Origin of the sequence: Actinomadura sp. 21ATH (assembly GCF_041951345.1) — a bacterium.
Lineage (GTDB): Bacteria > Actinomycetota > Actinomycetes > Streptosporangiales > Streptosporangiaceae > Spirillospora.
The window spans coordinates 440,932-456,018 of sequence record NZ_JBGNUR010000001.1 but is presented as its reverse complement, the minus strand read 5'-3'; the positions used below and the strand labels follow the sequence as shown (position 1 = coordinate 456,018).

General features: G+C 72.0%; 21 protein-coding genes. 5 read left to right on the top strand and 16 right to left on the bottom strand.

Features of this window, described 5'->3' with window-relative positions:
• Entirely contained in the window at positions 1-1,128 is a 1,128-nt protein-coding gene (locus tag ACA361_RS02225) for a hypothetical protein (protein WP_375010058.1), read from the bottom strand.
• A 197-nt stretch (positions 1,129-1,325) separates the two neighbouring features.
• Between ACA361_RS02225 and ACA361_RS02220 the strand changes: the two genes are divergently transcribed.
• Positions 1,326-1,565 carry a hypothetical protein gene (locus tag ACA361_RS02220; RefSeq protein WP_375010057.1) on the top strand — a complete coding sequence of 80 codons (240 nt, stop codon included), beginning with the start codon at positions 1,326-1,328 and terminating at the stop codon, positions 1,563-1,565.
• Between the two features lie 17 nt (positions 1,566-1,582).
• Here the strand turns inward: ACA361_RS02220 and ACA361_RS02215 are convergent, their stop codons facing one another.
• The 12 genes from ACA361_RS02215 to ACA361_RS02160 form a co-directional block, all read right to left on the bottom strand.
• On the bottom strand, positions 1,583-1,876 hold the full coding sequence (locus ACA361_RS02215; protein ID WP_375010056.1) for a hypothetical protein: 294 nt from the start codon (positions 1,874-1,876) through the stop codon (positions 1,583-1,585).
• Between the two features lie 98 nt (positions 1,877-1,974).
• Complete coding sequence (locus ACA361_RS02210; protein ID WP_375010055.1) at positions 1,975-2,340, bottom strand: hypothetical protein; 366 nt, start codon at positions 2,338-2,340, stop codon at positions 1,975-1,977.
• 70 nt (positions 2,341-2,410) lie between these two features.
• Positions 2,411-3,445: a hypothetical protein gene (locus ACA361_RS02205; RefSeq protein WP_375010054.1), complete on the bottom strand. Its 1,035-nt coding sequence runs from the start codon at positions 3,443-3,445 to the stop codon at positions 2,411-2,413.
• An 85-nt stretch (positions 3,446-3,530) separates the two neighbouring features.
• Positions 3,531-3,755: a hypothetical protein gene (locus ACA361_RS02200; protein ID WP_375010053.1), complete on the bottom strand. Its 225-nt coding sequence runs from the start codon at positions 3,753-3,755 to the stop codon at positions 3,531-3,533.
• Complete coding sequence (locus ACA361_RS02195; protein WP_375010052.1) at positions 3,752-4,480, bottom strand: hypothetical protein; 729 nt, start codon at positions 4,478-4,480, stop codon at positions 3,752-3,754. The genes ACA361_RS02200 and ACA361_RS02195 overlap by 4 nt, the downstream gene beginning before the upstream one ends.
• Positions 4,477-5,289: an ERF family protein gene (locus tag ACA361_RS02190; protein ID WP_375010051.1), complete on the bottom strand. Its 813-nt coding sequence runs from the start codon at positions 5,287-5,289 to the stop codon at positions 4,477-4,479. Before ACA361_RS02190 ends, ACA361_RS02195 begins: the two co-directional genes overlap by 4 nt.
• Complete coding sequence (locus ACA361_RS02185) at positions 5,276-6,349, bottom strand: YqaJ viral recombinase family protein (RefSeq protein ID WP_375010050.1); 1,074 nt, start codon at positions 6,347-6,349, stop codon at positions 5,276-5,278. The genes ACA361_RS02190 and ACA361_RS02185 overlap by 14 nt, the downstream gene beginning before the upstream one ends.
• Positions 6,346-6,570 carry a hypothetical protein gene (locus ACA361_RS02180; protein ID WP_375010049.1) on the bottom strand — a complete coding sequence of 75 codons (225 nt, stop codon included), beginning with the start codon at positions 6,568-6,570 and terminating at the stop codon, positions 6,346-6,348. Before ACA361_RS02180 ends, ACA361_RS02185 begins: the two co-directional genes overlap by 4 nt.
• Complete coding sequence (locus ACA361_RS02175) at positions 6,567-7,307, bottom strand: hypothetical protein (RefSeq protein WP_375010048.1); 741 nt, start codon at positions 7,305-7,307, stop codon at positions 6,567-6,569. Before ACA361_RS02175 ends, ACA361_RS02180 begins: the two co-directional genes overlap by 4 nt.
• Positions 7,304-7,810, bottom strand: coding sequence for a hypothetical protein (locus ACA361_RS02170; protein WP_375010047.1), 507 nt, complete (start codon positions 7,808-7,810; stop codon positions 7,304-7,306). The genes ACA361_RS02175 and ACA361_RS02170 overlap by 4 nt, the downstream gene beginning before the upstream one ends.
• 78 nt (positions 7,811-7,888) lie before the next feature.
• Positions 7,889-8,104, bottom strand: coding sequence for a helix-turn-helix domain-containing protein (locus ACA361_RS02165; protein ID WP_375010046.1), 216 nt, complete (start codon positions 8,102-8,104; stop codon positions 7,889-7,891).
• Entirely contained in the window at positions 8,104-8,364 is a 261-nt protein-coding gene (locus ACA361_RS02160) for a helix-turn-helix domain-containing protein (RefSeq protein WP_375010045.1), read from the bottom strand. Before ACA361_RS02160 ends, ACA361_RS02165 begins: the two co-directional genes overlap by 1 nt.
• A 110-nt stretch (positions 8,365-8,474) precedes the next feature.
• On the opposite strand from ACA361_RS02160, the gene ACA361_RS02155 reads away from it, so the two are divergent.
• The 3 genes from ACA361_RS02155 (at position 8,475) to ACA361_RS02145 (ending at position 11,049) form a co-directional block, all read left to right on the top strand.
• A complete protein-coding gene (locus ACA361_RS02155; protein ID WP_375010044.1) occupies positions 8,475-8,981 on the top strand; it encodes a helix-turn-helix domain-containing protein in 507 nt (168 codons plus the stop codon).
• Positions 8,982-9,178: 197 nt separating this feature from the next.
• A complete protein-coding gene (locus ACA361_RS02150) occupies positions 9,179-9,577 on the top strand; it encodes a hypothetical protein (protein ID WP_375010043.1) in 399 nt (132 codons plus the stop codon).
• 206 nt (positions 9,578-9,783) lie between these two features.
• Positions 9,784-11,049 carry a tyrosine-type recombinase/integrase gene (locus tag ACA361_RS02145; protein WP_375010042.1) on the top strand — a complete coding sequence of 422 codons (1,266 nt, stop codon included), beginning with the start codon at positions 9,784-9,786 and terminating at the stop codon, positions 11,047-11,049.
• A 24-nt stretch (positions 11,050-11,073) separates the two neighbouring features.
• Here ACA361_RS02145 and ACA361_RS02140 read toward each other — a convergent pair whose 3' ends face one another.
• The gene (locus tag ACA361_RS02140; protein ID WP_375010041.1) at positions 11,074-11,898 is read right to left on the bottom strand and encodes a hypothetical protein; all 825 of its coding nucleotides are present in this window, start codon (positions 11,896-11,898) and stop codon (positions 11,074-11,076) included.
• Positions 11,899-12,101: 203 nt separating this feature from the next.
• On the opposite strand from ACA361_RS02140, the gene ACA361_RS02135 reads away from it, so the two are divergent.
• Entirely contained in the window at positions 12,102-13,079 is a 978-nt protein-coding gene (locus tag ACA361_RS02135; RefSeq protein WP_375010040.1) for a 4-hydroxy-3-methylbut-2-enyl diphosphate reductase, read from the top strand.
• A gap of 45 nt (positions 13,080-13,124) precedes the next feature.
• Here the strand turns inward: ACA361_RS02135 and ACA361_RS02130 are convergent, their stop codons facing one another.
• Both ACA361_RS02130 and ACA361_RS02125 read right to left on the bottom strand, forming a co-directional pair.
• On the bottom strand, positions 13,125-13,730 hold the full coding sequence (locus ACA361_RS02130; protein ID WP_375010039.1) for a DUF6542 domain-containing protein: 606 nt from the start codon (positions 13,728-13,730) through the stop codon (positions 13,125-13,127).
• Positions 13,727-15,007 (bottom strand): DNA recombination protein RmuC, encoded by a 1,281-nt coding sequence (locus tag ACA361_RS02125; protein WP_375010038.1) that lies wholly within the window; start codon positions 15,005-15,007, stop codon positions 13,727-13,729. Before ACA361_RS02125 ends, ACA361_RS02130 begins: the two co-directional genes overlap by 4 nt.
• Between the last annotated feature and the right edge of the window lie 80 nt (positions 15,008-15,087).

Below are 15,087 nucleotides of genomic sequence, written 5' to 3'. Positions count from 1 at the left end.
TCAGCCTCCTCGCTGCGTGCGGTATCGCTGCCGGAAGGGCGCCAGGAGCGCCTCGCGCTCGGCGCGCAGGGCCTCGCGCTCGGCCTCGGTCAGCTCGGGCGTCTCGGCGGGGTGCTCGGGGGTCTCGTCGGGGACGGCCTGGAGGAACAGCGGCAGCGGGCGCGCGACGTCGTCGCTCGAGGCGACCTGTCCAGGGATGGCCTGCAGCGACGGAGGCTGCTGCTCGGCCTCGAGCCGGTCGAAGTGATCGAACGCGGCGCCGACGTAGGCCGCCAGGTCGCCGGCCTTCTGCATCCGCTCGAGGTAGCGGACCATGTGTTGGATCGGGATCTGCCGGGCCGCGGCCTCGTCGCGGAGTCGCCCGATGACGTGAGCAGCGACCTGCTCGTCGACTCCGGGCCAGTGCTGCGTCAGCCAGGTCGCGCCCTTGCGGTTCTGGATCTCGTCGCGCTCGGCGTCTGTCTGGCCGTTACGCGTCACGCCGCGTTCGGGCCCTCCCCCCGGACCCCCCACCCGACCGGACTGACTGCTCTCGTCGTCATCTGCGGGGGGTTCCGTGGTGCTGCGGGAAGACTGATTCAGTCCCGTCCCGGAGTTACGCGTAACGGAATCGGTGTTACGCGCAACCTCGCTCGAGCCGGGCGGCGGCTGCGGCGGCCCGGCGTGCGGGCAGTTCTGCGGCAGGCAGAGGTGATGTTCTCCCCGGTCGTGGGCCCTTTTCCGCTGCATGCGGATCTTGGAGGCGGGCGCGTTGTTGCGCATCCCTTTGGGCGGGATGTGCTCGTCGATCCGCGGGAGGGTGACGGTCTCGGGCGTCACATGTGACGCGTTTTGTGACGTCACATGTGACGTGACGTTACGCGTAACATCGGCGTCCGAGCCGGGGTTATCCACAGGGGGGTTACGCGTAACGATCGCGTACCCGATCGCCTCGAGTTCCGCGATGCACCGATCAGGGTCCGGCACGTCCGACACCCGCCGGGCCCGCTCCAGCGGCAGCCGGCCGTCCCAGCGTCTGCTCCGGGAGCAGAACTCCAGCATGCACCGGTAGTGCCAGCGCGCCTCGTACGAGACGCCGTCCCACTCCGGCCTCTGGGTGTAGTCGTCGGAATCGCGCAGCCAGGCCACTCAACGTCCCCCTGCGTCGATCACTTGCTCGGTCATTCGGTGGCTCCCCCTCGGGTCTTGCGCCCCTACCTGTGCGGTCAGGTCTCCACTATGCCACATTGCTATGTGGCCTTACAGTCATGCGGCCTTACATTCGAGTTGCCATCGCGTAGAGTTGCATTCCAGGGGCAGGCCACACGTCGTGTCACAATGCGGAGGTGACCGATCCGATGACCGCACTCGATGCCGCCTGGAACGCGATCGACGACGCCGAGAAGAAGGCGGCCGCGATCGTCGAAGCCGCGCGCCTGGAGTTCGGCCGGGAGATCCGCCGGCAGCGCGCCAACGGGCTCAAGCAAGCCGAGATCGCACGCCACTACGGCGTGGAACGCGAGACGATCCGCCGCTACCAGGAGGCGGCCGACATCGCAGACGGACTCAAGCCCGCCAGGAAGTGACCGCGCCGGCGGCCTGGTCATAGCGAGCAGCAGCCGGTCGACAGGTGCGCCACCAGCCACACCCCGAACGACAACTGCGCGACCAGCAGCACGACCTTCCCCGGCCACGGCACCTGCCGCTGCACCCGGAACACCGACCACCAGTGCTCGCTGAACGTGTCCCCGGGCCCCTTCCTCACCAGCGCCGCAGCCTCCACCACCACGAAGAACGCGATCCACACCGCCCACGCGACCGACCAGCCGCTGAACCGCAACGTCCTGCTGGCCGGCGGGACCGCCTTGTCCACCCGTACGGGCTGGACGTCCGACATGACGACCTCCTTGTAGGCATGCCGAGGGCCCGGCCGGACGACGCTGTCCGGCCGGGCCTTCCGTGAGGGCGCCCGGCTCGAGCCGGACACCGGAACCATCACGAACCGAGCGCTCCCTTCCGGCAGTGCACGCACGAGGAGCTCCGCACACCCGTCCTCACGTGGTGCTGGAGATGAGCACCGAGCCGGCCGTAGTCGCTCGGGTCCCGGTTGAACGGCTGCGAGTCCCGCACCGGCGGGCTCGGCAGGCCGAACCGGTCGCGCAGCAACTGGACGTACTTCTCGTAACCGGTCTTGGAGCCCTGCTGGACTCCGGCCTCGTTACAGGCGTCAGAGGGGCGCTGGCCGGCGTACCGCGCGGTGACGTAGGCGGCGATCCGCTCGGCCTTGTCGCGGCGGATCGGGACGATCTGGAGCACCATCTCGGCGGTGATCTCCGGGGCCTCGCCCTCGGCCGTCACCACGGGTCCCGCCTCGAGCGCACCGGAATCGAACGCCGTTCCGGCCCGCGCCGCGCGCTGCCCAGCCACCGCATCAGCGGTCACCCTCACCGCGCTGGCCCTCGCCGGCGGCGCGCTCGGCCGTGACCGCCTGGACGAACTCCTCCACCCGCTCCGCAGTCCGGTCGTCCATCCGCGTCTGCGCCGCGTCCCCCTGCGGCTCGGCCACCGGGCTGTCCGCCTCGTCCCGCCGGCACGCCCGCGTCATCGTCTTCGGGTGCACCCACGGCGCGTCCGGCCCGTACTGGTGGACCGCCTGGCCGCAGTGCGCGCACGCCGCCCGCAGCACCTCACGCGGCGTCTGCAGCGACGCCGGCGACGCGACCGGGCCCGTGATGTTGCCGGTCTCGCACTGCGCCTGGCCGGTCTCGACGTGCTCCCAGCCGTGCAGGCCGTGCCGGATCGGCTGCCGGCAGAACCCGCACGCGTCCGCCGCGTGGACCGGGACGGGGTGCCGGTCCTGCGCGGTGTCCAGCGCCTGCCCGGGCTCGCGCCGCGGCAACGGCTCCTCCACGGGGGCGGGGGCGACCTGCCGGTCCGGCGCCGGCGGGAACTGCACGATCGGGTGACCGCCCGACATCTGTGACGGCGGCACCGTCAGCGGGTCCGGCTGCGGCCGGTCCTCCGGCGCCAGCTCGCCCGTCTGCAGCGACGCCTGCATGCCGCGCAGCACGTTCGCGGCCCGGGTCGCCTCCGACAGCGACACCTCGTTCAGCCGCTGCATCGCCACCTGGTACGCCCTCATCTGCTCCGGCGTCTCCGCCAGCGGCGCGATCAGCGCCCGCCCGACGTACAGGCCCGGCCCGCCCGGGGCCGAAGCGATCGCCTCCGGCGCGGGCAGCTCCGGCACCCCCAACACCCGGTCGATCTCGACCCGGTAGATCTCGGCCATCGCCGCGCAGTGCTCGCTCCACAGGTCCGCGGCCTGCGCCGCCAGCCGGTGCCAGAGCGCCTGCGAGTGGCGCGTCTCCGCCGCCTCCTGCAGCGTCGCGATCCGCTGCGCCATCTCCTCCATCACGTGCCGGCGGGGGTCGATGTGCGGGCCCCTCGGCTGCTCCTGGTGGTCCATGAGGTTCTCCTTCGTTCCGGCCTGCAGGCCGGTGATCTGTGGGAAGAGGTGCCGCCCCGGGAGCAGGGGCCGGGGCGGCACCAGGTCAGGTCAGGCCGCGGTCGCGGCGCTGGCGGGAGTAGGAGCCGCCGGGCCACAGCGGCCCGGGGCAGCCGTCCAGCCCGCACCGCGGGAGCCCACCCGCGCGCCGCGCCGCACGCTGCGCCCGGTTCAGACGGCGGTGGGGCTGGCTGCAGCGCGGGCACTCCCACGGCTCCCGGAACCGGCCCGGCGGGACGAGACGCGCGGCCGCGCGCACCAGCGCCCTCACGACAGGACTCCCTGCTGCTCGGTCACCGGCAGCACCGGCCACGCGCCCGCGCCCGCCTCGAGCTGCTGCGCGCGCTCATGGAGGTCGATCTGCTCGTCCCCGGCCCGCGACCGCATCGCCTCCCGGCGGCAGGCCGCCGCGTGCACCAGCGCCTGCGCCCGGTGCCACTCGACCTGCCGGGCGTGCAGCTCCGGCAGCTCCAGCCGGGCGATCTCGCGGTGCCCCTGCGCGATCCGCACCACGACGCCGGCCGCCGCCCACGCCGCCGCGGCGACGTCGTGGCCGGGCTCGAGCCGGATGCCGTACCGCTCGCAGCACTCGCCCAGCGAGCTGGGCCCGAACGGGCGCCGCCCGGCGTGGCCGTCGAGGACCTGGCCGCACAGCACCGGCCCGATGCCGTCCACCAGCTCATCGAGCGTGGGGATGCCCCAGCGGCGGCACTCGCGGTCCAGCACCGTCAGGGCGTGCATCGCGTCGAACGCGGCGATCGGCAGGCCCGCGTGCAGGGCGCGCATCAGCATCGCGACCAGCTGCGGCAGCGCGTCCACGGGGTGCTCGGCGCCGCGGCGGGGCTTCTCGTCGAACTGCCAGGTCGCGGTGCGGGGCTCGTCGTGCCCGGTCGCGTCCACGCGCATCACGCACGCGGCCACGATCCGGGCCGACTCCACCGACCGGCCCCGGGTCTGCACCGCGAACGCGGCCAGCCTCCCGGTGTGCCAGCTCATCGGCTACCGCCCGCGCGCTCCTTGCCGATCCGGTCGATCAGCGCGCCGATCTGCTCGTCCTCGCCGGTCTCGTTCTCGGTCAGCTCCGTCAGCCGCCTCTGGTCCCGCAGCTCGGTGCGGATCTGGCGGAGCCGCGCGGCCGAGGTCCGCGAGTTGAGCACCTCGTCGCGGTAACTGGCGACCGACCGCAGCGGCGCCTCGCCCCGCTCGATGTTCCGCGACTCGGGGTCGGCGTCCTCGGTCGGGACCACGCCGCCCACCAGGAACAGCACGCGCTCGGCGATCGTCTGCGCCTTGGTGGTCGACCGGCCGCCGGTGTCCAGGCCCTCACCGGCGGTCTGCGCCTCGATGAAGTCGCCGCGCGGCCCGTAGATCCTCCAGGTGACCGTGATGTCGCACTGGCGCATGGTGGCGCCGCCGCTGGTCGTGATGTCCCGGTAGGTCGGTTCGACCTTGTGCGGCATCACCACCACGCCGTGGCGGCGCAGGGCCGGGCCGAAGTGGTAGACGACGCGGTCGATACCGCGGAAGTCGAAGGTCCCGGCGCGGCCGCCCTGGAACTTGTCGCCCTTGTCGATCGCGCGGACCTCGCGCATGACGCGTGCCCACGCCACCACGGCGGGGACATCGGCGACGGGCTCGTCGACGCCGGGCTCGTCGATCTCGGGCAGCTGCTCGGCCGGGCGGTCGCTCATCATCGGCGCGTCCGCCGCCGGCGCGGGCGGCGGGGACGCCTCGGGCGAGGTTCCGACCTGCGGGCCGTCCCCGTTCCGGCCGGCCAGCTTCGCGGCGTTCTCAGCGAGGGACATCAGCGTCGTCCTCCTTGGTGTAGCGGTCCAGGTCGCCCTCGGTGAGGCGGCGGAACTTGGCGAGGTTGAATCGCCGCTGCGGCTTGCTGCGCAGGCAGTCGGCGTAGGCGTCCGGGTGGCGGTCGGCCAGCCGGTTCATGTCGATCGACTCCTTGACCAGCGGCGTGCCGTCCTGGGTCGTGGAGTCCCACCCGTATGCGGGCATGTCCTGGTCGTGCAGGAAGGCCGCTTCGTTGTCGCCGAGCAGCTCGATCAGCCGCGCCTTCGCCGCGCCCTTGGCCTTCTTCGCGCGGCTCTCGATGAGGCGCTGCAGCTCATACTCGATCAGCAGCTCGTTGGCCTCTACGGCCTCCAGGCCCTCGAGCTTCTTCACGCCGGACCGGTTCGGGTACAGGTCCTCGAACAGATCGAGGACGCGGTCGACGTTCTCGTCTCCGGTCAGCGGCGGCACCCGGCGCGCGAGGACGTTGCCGACCCAGAAGTTCGTGACCGCGGTGACGGCGTCGTCCAGCAGCTGCCGGTGGTCTCGGCGCAGCACCGTCAGCTGCCGGTAGTCGTTACCGCCGATCCGGACCGCGACGTGCAGGTGGTCGAAGCCCGTGACGTGCATCTGCCAGAGCACCTGCGCCAGCACGTCGTCCGGAACCGTGCGCTTCCATTTCCCGGCCAGCCAGGCACTGCGGTGCTTGACCTCGAGCGCGCATCGCTCGCGGCCGCCGCTGGCCATCGGGCACTCGGTGATCAGGCGGTCCAGGGTGCACATCTGCCACTCGGCGTCCTTGCGGGCGATCAGCCCGATCCGCCGCCCGACCGAGCGGTTCCGGCGGGCCCACTCGCGCGCTGTGGTCTCCTCATCGAGGGAGCCCCACAGCGCGGCCTCGCCGGCGTCGTCCTCCAACGGCAGCCGCCCGACCTTGTCGTAGAAGACGCGCTGGGCGGAGGAGCCGCCGACGCCGAGGATGTTCGCGACGTCGCTCGAGCCGATCCCGCCCCGGCGGGCCGCGAGCCAGGGCCCGCGGTCCGTCGAGGCGGGAAGCAGCACCTTGTAGGGCAGGCTCACGCGCGGCCCCCGTCCGCCTGGTGGGGGCCGGCCGCGCGGGCGCGCTCGAGCAGCGAGCACACCGTCACCGCGACGGGCGCGTCCTGCCGGGCGAGCCAGTCCACGATGGCCACGTCCCAGTCGCCGAGGACGACGCCGTCGAGCGCGTGGGCGACCTCGGCGCCGGTGGGCATCTCGCCGAAGGGCGGCGGGTTGTCGATCGGTCCGGTCGGGATGCTCACCGCGAACCCCCGTCCGGCTGGTCGACGTCGGCGGGGTGGCTCACGGACGGGCCCTGCGAGGGCCCGCCCGCCGACCGCCAGGCCGCGCCCAGGGCGCCGCCCGCCGCGAGGTAGTCGTGCGCCACGCAGTCCTCGGACTGGCAGGCGTACATCTCGTCCTCGGTGCGGTCGGGCTCCCCGCAACGGCACTTCACGGGCGCCTTGCTGTCGGGCGCGGGACTGACCGTCGTCGGCAGGTCGGGGCCGCCGATGTCGCCGTCGATCTCGTCCACGGCCTTCGCCACGACACCGGCCAAGCGGTCGTATCCGCCCCGCTCGTCCGGGGTGTAGGCGAGCGGGTTGTCCACGGGCAGGTCCCGGATGAGCTTGGCGGCCTGCGCCAGGTCGGACGCACCGGTCCGCAGCAGCTCCAGCTGGGTCATCACGCTGATGACGCGGTCGCGCTGCTGGTGCAGCCATGTCAGCCTGTCGGCGCTGTAGCGGTCCGGGATCGGCATGTCCAGCGCCTCGCGGATCGCCTCGGCCAGCGCGCGCACGTCGTCGGGCAGCGGGGCGGGCGCCTCGGTGCCGACCGGCCGGACGAGCGTCAGCGGCCCGTACACCCGTTCCGCCTTCTCGCGCGGCACACGGGTCCCTCGGTTGGTGACGAACTCGATCTCGGCGCCCGGCAGGACGACGTACAGCAGATCGCCTTCCCGGCCCTTGTACAGCTGGCCGGGCCTGTAGGAGCCGCTCATCGCGCACCCCCGCTCAGGAGCGCCTCCAGGCACTCCATGGCCTTCTCGACCGAGTCGTCCACCAGCCGCTGCTCGTCCCGCGCCTCCGGCTCCACCGAGATCAGCTCGAACCCGGGGCCGCGGCGCTCCTGGAGCTCCAGGAGCGCGCCCTGCAGGCACTCGAGCCAGCACGCCGCGTCCTGCGCGGTCAGGCCCGGCAGCAGCGCGGCCAGCATCCGCGCGGTGAACTCCTCGTCGACCTCGCCGTTCGTGTCCCAGCGCGCCCACGACAGCAGCAGCTGGGGCAGCTCGTCCCGCGTGGGCAGCCGCACCGCGCGGCCCTGCGTGAGGGCGTGGAAGCACGCTCCGCAGGTCTGGACCAGCTCCCCGCCGGCGATGCGGCGGTCGGAGGTCGTGGCGAGGTCGCGGCGGGGCTGGAAGCAGGTCCAGCAGAGCGCGGCCGGGCCGGGCCCGGTCGGGTACAGCACCCGCTCCGGGTCGATGTCGATAACCTTGGTCGACATGCCCTTCCTTTCGTGAGGGATGGATGGATGGGCTAGGGGCTCGGCGGCTGTGACAGAGCTGCCGGGCCTCGCTTTGGTTCAGGGGCGCTTGCGCTCGCGCATCCAGCGCTCGACGTCGTCCCACGCGTAGCGGACGCCGGCGCCTCGGCCGGTGAACTCCGGGCCTCCACCGCGCCAGCGCCAGTTGCGGAGCGTGCCGACCTTGAAGCCCGTGTACTCGGCCACCTCCGCCGTGGTGCCGTAGCCCTCGCGCACCGGCGCGGTCTCGGCCTTGGCCTTGGTTCTGGTGGCCATCAGGCGTCCTGCTTCGCGGGCTGGTCGTCCGGCTCGGGGTGGGCGAACAGCTCGTCGACCCGCTCACCGAGGCCCGTGGCGACGCGGACGCGCATCTCGTCGGAGAGGCGCTGCAGCCCGCGCTCGACGCGCGAGAGGTTCCCGGCGTCGATCTCCAGCATTCGAGCCATGGCGTTCAGGGACAGCTCCCGCTTCTGGCGGGCCATCCGGATCCGCTTGCCCCAGTGGACGGTCAGGGGGGTTGCTTCGATCTGCGGCATGCCCGAAAGATATGCGCATTGCGCAATGCGCGTCAAGCTTGCGCGCAACGCGTCGAGGTTAGGTGCCTGTCTCTAGCTGCGCAATGCGCTCTGCGCAATACTGTTGGGTCATGACCGCCAAGAAGGAGCCCGTCAGCAAGGAGCAGGCAGGGCGCTGGCTACGTGAGCAGCGCCGCCGGCGGGGGTACGAGACCGCCGGCGCCTTCGCTCGAGCGCTGGGGGTCGACACCTCCCGCGTCACCGTCTACGAGCGCGGCCAGGCCCGCGTCCCCGACGACCGCGCCGACGACATCGCGGAACTGCTGCAGCTGGACATCATCTACGTCCGCCGTAGCCTCGGCCTGTGGACGCCGCCGGAGGGCTCCCACTCCGTGCGGCCGTCGCCGGCCGAATCGCTTGCGGCCGCCGAGGCAGAGCGCGACCGCTGGGTGGAGGAGATGCGCCGAAACCCCGAGTTGGCGCGCTCGTTCGCGAACTTGGTGGCGTACGCGGTTACCAGCCTCAGTGTCGATGGTCCCGTTGAGCAGGACTCGAACGATGAAACCAGTGAGCCAGAAGGTAGTCCGAATTCGGACAGCACATCTGACTTGATTGCGGACCGTAACAAAACGGGTTGAGTGGCCTGACATTTCGGACACTCTCAGTCAGGTAAGGGTCTTGTCACCTGTTAGTGATCGTCGCCGTCTGTGCCCTATGAACCACTATGTGACAACCACCGGGGAGGACAGAGAGTACGAAACGACGCCGAAAGAAAGATCATTGTGGATTTTTCGCAACTGATCATGCGGCGTCATGGGCAGAAGGGGCACAGTCAGTGGGCTACGACGAAGATGTCACCAAAGTCCGGAGGGGGAGGCGTAGCGACCGAACCGAAAAGCAGCTCCGCTATGTACTCGGAGTCGTCAGCCTCGCGCTGACCGCATTCGCTGGCGCGGGCGCCACACTCGCCCTGACCCATGGACCCGGGCTCGGGGCGGGGGCCGCCTACAACGCCGGCCTGGTCTGCGTCATCATCGCAGGACAGGCCGCGATCATCGCCGCCGTCTTCATCGTCGGTCTGATCATCTACCGCGCGATCCGGGACCTCAAGCGCAGGTCCTACGACATGGAAGACAACCTCGTCGGACACATGGACGACGAAACCCGCGCGCTCAACACCGTGGCCGCCCTCGCCAGCAAAGACCTGACACCGCTGCACCGAAAGCACGGCTGACAGGTCAACACGCCGGCCCCGGGTCCCCGCTCCCGGGGTCGGTTCCCCTGTCTCCGCACACCACGGAAACCGGAATGCTGGTCTATGACCGATGGCACAAAACCCACCCGCAACCTGATCACCCCGACCCCCGCAAACGCGACAGGCCGTGCAAATGCGGCCGCGGTAAGAACCGCCTCTACCCGACCGCCGTCCACGGCGTCGGCATGCGCTGGCAGGTCCGCTGGGACACCATCGGCGCCGATGGGAAGCGCCGCCAGGAGAAGCGCAACTTCGAGCACCGCGGCGGCGGCCGGGACGAAACCGACCCCGACGTCTATGCCGAAGCCTTCGCCGCGAAGACCGCCGTCGAGCTGGCCGAGGACACCTATATCTCGCGCGAGGCCGGCGAGATCACCCTCGAGCAGTTCGCCAAGCAGTGGCGCCGGGACCACGTCGCCGACCCTGCCTCGCTCGAGACGATCGACAAGCACCTGGCGCACATCTACGACGTGCCACGCACCGAGCGGACCCGCCGGGCCGAGGGCACCTCACCGATCGGGCACCGCAAGCTCCGCGACCTGGCCAAGTCACCGAGCCTGATGCGCCGGTGGATCAAGAGCCTGGAGGCCAAAGGGCTCTCGCCCGGCTACATCCACCAGATCGGCACCACGCTCGCCTCCATCCTGAACGTGGCGGTCGAGGACGGCCGGATGCTGCGCAACCCGATGCACGCCAAGTCGGTGAAGCTGCCGGACGCCCCGGAGCGGATCATCGTGCCGTGGACGCTGCAGATGGTGACCGCCGCCCGGGACGAGGTCGACCGGCGCCACCAGCAGCCGGCCATCGTCGACCTGGGCGCCGGCGCGGGCATGCGCGAGAGCGAGGTGTTCGCCTTCGCCCTGGAGGACATCGTCTTCCTCGGCGCCGACCGCAAGATCCTCGTCCGCCGCCAGATCAAGCGGGTCAAGGACGACCAGGGCAGGTACCACCTGGTGTACGACCTGCCCAAGGGCGGCAAGGAGCGCGAGGTCCCGCTGAGCGATGCGCTCGCGCGCCGGCTGACCGAGCAGATCAAGAAGCGCAAGCCCGTCGAGGTGAAGCTGCCGTGGCAGCGCCCGGGCGGCAAGATGCGCACCTACACGCTGCTGTTCGTCGGGCCGGGCGGGCAGCCGTGGTACCGGCAGAGCTTCCAGCACACCTGGACCGCGGCCCGGAAGGCGGCGGGCGCGCCGCCGCCCCCGGACGAGAACGGCCGGTTCCACGGGCTGAGGCATACGTTCGCGAGCCTGGAGGTGGCGGCCGGCGCCGACATCCTGAAAGTCGCGGCGTGGCTCGGCCACACCGACCCCGGATTCACGCTGCGGACCTATGGTCATTTCATGCCGGACACCCGCGACATCGGGCGCAAGGCGGTCGATGAATTCTTCGAGCCGGAGCAGTCCAGCGAGAGCGCGAGTGCCCCCGATGTGCCCTCGGAGGGAGAATCATGATCGACCGCCCACAGAATCGCCAGGTCAGCCCTGCCCATTCAGTTTCGCAATTCGGTTCTCGTACATGCGCAGGACGTCCTCGCGGGCGGCGTGCTTGCTCTCGTACTCGCGCAGCAGCTTCACCTGCTCCACCGACAGGCCGCGCAGCCGGGCGCGCAGCTGCGGCAGCGTGGCCGCGTCGTAGTCGGGCACGGGCAGCTCGGCGGCGATCTTCTCGGCCTCGGCGGGCGCGGCGGGCTTCGCCTCGGGCCGCGGCTCGAACGGAGCGTCCTCCGCCTTGGGGGCGGGCTCGGGCTTCACGGCGGGCGCGGGCTTCGGAGCGGGCTCGGCCTTCGCCTCGGGCTTCGGAGCCGGCTTGGCCTCGGGCTTCGGCGCGGGCTCCGCCTTCACCTTGGCCTCGGGCTCCGCCTTCGCCTTGGCCTCGGGCTCGGCCTTCGGCTTGGGCGCGGGGGCCGCGGCGGGCTTGGGCTTGCCGACCGAGATCTCCGCGTCGGGCTTCGCCGCCGCCTCAGGCGCCGCCTTCGCCGCCGTCCTGGCGGCGGACGGGCGGCCGAACGCCCGCTCCGGCGCGGGCTCCGGCTCGGAGTCGCCGCCGCGGACGCGCTCGACGACCGTCCCGACGACCTTCTCCGCCGTGTGCTGGACGTCGTCGCGCAGCCGCCCGATCACCGGCTTCACGCCGCCGCCCTCGGTGATCTCCTTGTAGTCCTTGGTCACCCGGTCGCTCAGCAGCAGCGCCCGGCCCACCCCGAACATCGCCAGCCGGACCGCGTGCAGCGGGAGGTCACGAACCTGCTCGCCCACCGTGTCGCGGACCTGCTCCTTGAGGCGGCGCGGCGATTTCGTCATCGTCTCCATCTCCCTGCTCCGGACCGGTTCCCCCGGGTTCCATCAGGCCGTCTGTCGAATATCACTCTGCCCCATGCGTTCGGGGACGGTCACCCCGGGCTACTGGATTTCTAGTCAACAGCGTCGTGGAGTGAGTCACATCTGCCCCTCCCGCACGCACTCGTACTGTGCGGGGCTCCTGGCACGGCTCGTACGATAGGGGCATGACCTCCAACAGCCAGCGCCGTGTCCTGCTCGCAAAGCCGCGTGGTTACTGCGCGGGCGTGGACCGGGCCGTGCAGACGGTCGAGATCGCCCTGGAGAAGTACGGGGCGCCCATCTACGTGCGGAAGCAGATCGTGCACAACGTGCACGTCGTGAAGACCCTGGAAGAGCGCGGCGCGATCTTCGTGGACGAGACCGAGGAGGTGCCCGAGGGCGCCATCGTGGTCTTCTCCGCCCACGGCGTCGCCCCGGTGGTGCACGAGGAGGCCCAGGGGCTGAACCTGCGCACCATCGACGCCACCTGCCCGCTGGTGACCAAGGTCCACAAGGAGGCCGTCCGGTTCGCCAAGGACGACTACGACATCCTGCTGATCGGGCACGAGGGCCACGAGGAGGTCATCGGCACCACCGGCGAGGCCCCCGACCACATCCACCTGGTCGACGGCCCCGACGACGTCGCCAACGTCCAGGTCCGCGACCCCGGCAAGGTCGCCTGGCTGTCGCAGACCACCCTGTCGGTGGACGAGACGATCGCGACCGTGGAGAAGCTGCGCGAGCGGTTCCCGAACCTGATGGACCCGCCGTCGGACGACATCTGCTACGCCACCCAGAACCGCCAGGTCGCGGTCAAGGAGATGGCCGCCCAGTCCCAGCTGGTGATCGTGGTCGGCTCGACGAACTCGTCCAACTCGGTGCGCCTGGTCGAGGTCGCCAAGGAGCACGGCGCCGACGACGCGCACCTGGTCGACTACGCCGAGCAGATCGACGAGTCCTGGCTGGACGGCGTCGGCACGGTCGGCGTCACCAGCGGCGCCTCCGTCCCGGACGAGCTGGTCCAGGGCGTGCTCGCCTGGCTGGCCGAGCGCGGCTACGGCGACGTCCAGGAGATCGAGTCCGTGCCGGAGAGCATGCGCTTCGCCCTCCCGCACGAGCTCCGCAAGGACCTGCGCGCGCTGCCGATCACGCCGGTCGGCTGAGCCCCGCGCCCCCGGGCCGGGTCCCGAGGCCGTGCCCGGGGACGGTCAGCTCGCGTCCTCGGTGCGCTCGCGCGGGGCGGCGCGGCGGCCGCGCGGCGCCGGGGGCTCCTCCCAGCGGACCGGGTTCTCGTTCTCCTCGGTCTCGAACAGCCGCCCCCCGGCGAGCCGGCCGCGCAGGTCGCGGACGGCGGCCGGCAGCCCGCGCGGAACGCTGATCGCCAGCAGCAGCAGCGTCCCGCCGAACAGCCACGGCGCGGTGGAGGCCAGCGACGCCAGCACGCCCAGCGTGACACCCCGCAGCAGCGACCCCTCGCCGATCGAGGTCACGAACTCGGCGATCAGCGTGACGGCCAGGAAGACCGCCGGCGGGCTCACCGCCAGCGTCAGCAGGTCGGCCGGCCGGGTGGCCAGCGCGGCCAGCGCGCAGCCGATCGCGAACGCGGCGCCCGCCAGCAGCGGCGCGTCGAACCAGCGGGCGGGCAGCGCGCCGAGCAGGCCGGCCGCGAAGAGCACGACGACGCCGCCGCGCCCGGTCAGGGTGATCGCCGCCCCGGTACGGGCGGCGCCGGAGCGGCCGCGCTGACCTCGCACTCGACCCCCAGCCTCCGGCGAGCCGCCCGCGGGCACCTCGCGTACCGTCGTCGAACTCATGGCCACCTCTCCCGCCGGTCGTTCTGGTCAGGGACGGCCCGTCCGCCGAAACCTACCGGTTCGCCGGCGGCCGCGCCGTCGGTCAGCTCGGCCGCCGACAGCGCGCGGGGGCTCTCCTCGACCGGGTCCGGCCCGTCCAGCGGGCCGTCCACCACGCCGAGCTCGTTCAGCCGGCGGGCGCTGACCAGGACGCGCGTCTCCAGGGAGCCCACCGTGCGGTTGTAGGTCTTGACGGCGTTGGTCAGCGAGCGGCCCAGCTCGTCCATGTGGCCGCCCATCGTGCCGAGCCGCTCGTACAGCTCCTTGCCGAGGTCGAACACCGCCCGGGCGTTGCGCGACAGCGCCGCCTGCTGCCACGCGTACGACGCGGTGCGCAGCATCGTGACCAGCGTCGTCGGCGTCGCGATGTGGACGCGGCGGCGCATCGCGTACTCCAGCAGGGCCGGGTCGCGGTCCAGCGCGGGCGCCAGGAACGCCTCGCCCGGGATGAACAGCACCACGAACTCCGGGGCCGGGCTGAACGCCTGCCAGTACGACTTGGCCGCGAGCCGGTCGACGTGGTCGCGCAGGTGCCGGGCGTGCGCGTCGAGCCGTACCGGGTCGCCGGACTCGGCGGCCTCCAGGTACGCGGCGAGCGAGACCTTGGAGTCGACGACGATGTTCTTGCCGCCGGCGAGCCGGACGACCATGTCGGGCCGTACGGTGCCGTCCTCGGTCGCGGCGGTGGCCTGCTCGTCGAAGTCGCAGTGGTGGGCCATCCCGGCCAGCTCGACGACCCGGCGCAGCTGGAGCTCGCCCCACCGGCCGCGGGCCTCGGGGCGCTGGAGGGCCCGGACGAGCGCGTGCGTCTCGCCGCGCAGCTGCTCGGAGCTCTGCCGGACGAACTCGACCTGCTTGGCCAGCATGGCGTGCGACTCGCGGCGGCCGGTCTCCAGCTCGCGCAGCTGCTCCTCGACCTTGCCGAGGGTCTCGCGGAGCGGGGCGACGAGGTGCTCGACGGCCTGCTTGCGGCGTTCCAGCTCGCCCGCGGCCTCGGCGCCGGCGGTCCGGAGGCGGGCGTCGGCCAGCTCCAGGAACCGCTGGTTGCTGGCGTCCAGGGCCTTGGCCGAGAGGTTCTCGAAGTGCTCGGCCATCCGCTCCTCGGCGTACGCGAGCTTCTCCTCCGCGGCGCGGGCGCGGGCGATCAGCGTGCCCTGCCGGCCGGTCGCCAGCGCGAACCCGACAACCGCGCCGAGCGCGGCCCCGAGGGCGAGTCCGGCGAACAGCGCGAGATCCATCCGTTCATCGTGACAGCGGATCAGGGCGGCGCCGGTGCGACGCGCCGGGACACGCGTCGCATCGGACATTAGACTCAGCG

What these genes read in the sequence shown, in the direction of transcription:
- ACA361_RS02215 (WP_375010056.1), bottom strand. Translation starts at nt 1,876, where the DNA reads ATGTCGGACGTCCAGCCCGTACGGGTGGACAAGGCGGTCCCGCCGGCC.
- ACA361_RS02205 (WP_375010054.1), bottom strand. Translation starts at nt 3,445, where the DNA reads ATGGACCACCAGGAGCAGCCGAGGGGCCCGCACATCGACCCCCGCCGG.
- ACA361_RS02195 (WP_375010052.1), bottom strand. Translation starts at nt 4,480, where the DNA reads ATGAGCTGGCACACCGGGAGGCTGGCCGCGTTCGCGGTGCAGACCCGG.
- ACA361_RS02190 (WP_375010051.1), bottom strand. Translation starts at nt 5,289, where the DNA reads ATGTCCCTCGCTGAGAACGCCGCGAAGCTGGCCGGCCGGAACGGGGAC.
- ACA361_RS02175 (WP_375010048.1), bottom strand. Translation starts at nt 7,307, where the DNA reads ATGAGCGGCTCCTACAGGCCCGGCCAGCTGTACAAGGGCCGGGAAGGC.
- ACA361_RS02170 (WP_375010047.1), bottom strand. Translation starts at nt 7,810, where the DNA reads ATGTCGACCAAGGTTATCGACATCGACCCGGAGCGGGTGCTGTACCCG.
- ACA361_RS02165 (WP_375010046.1), bottom strand. Translation starts at nt 8,104, where the DNA reads ATGGCCACCAGAACCAAGGCCAAGGCCGAGACCGCGCCGGTGCGCGAG.
- ACA361_RS02160 (WP_375010045.1), bottom strand. Translation starts at nt 8,364, where the DNA reads ATGCCGCAGATCGAAGCAACCCCCCTGACCGTCCACTGGGGCAAGCGG.
- ACA361_RS02155 (WP_375010044.1), top strand. Translation starts at nt 8,475, where the DNA reads ATGACCGCCAAGAAGGAGCCCGTCAGCAAGGAGCAGGCAGGGCGCTGG.
- ACA361_RS02145 (WP_375010042.1), top strand. Translation starts at nt 9,784, where the DNA reads ATGCGCTGGCAGGTCCGCTGGGACACCATCGGCGCCGATGGGAAGCGC.
- ACA361_RS02140 (WP_375010041.1), bottom strand. Translation starts at nt 11,898, where the DNA reads ATGACGAAATCGCCGCGCCGCCTCAAGGAGCAGGTCCGCGACACGGTG.
- ACA361_RS02135 (WP_375010040.1), top strand. Translation starts at nt 12,102, where the DNA reads ATGACCTCCAACAGCCAGCGCCGTGTCCTGCTCGCAAAGCCGCGTGGT.
- ACA361_RS02130 (WP_375010039.1), bottom strand. Translation starts at nt 13,730, where the DNA reads ATGAGTTCGACGACGGTACGCGAGGTGCCCGCGGGCGGCTCGCCGGAG.
- ACA361_RS02125 (WP_375010038.1), bottom strand. Translation starts at nt 15,007, where the DNA reads ATGGATCTCGCGCTGTTCGCCGGACTCGCCCTCGGGGCCGCGCTCGGC.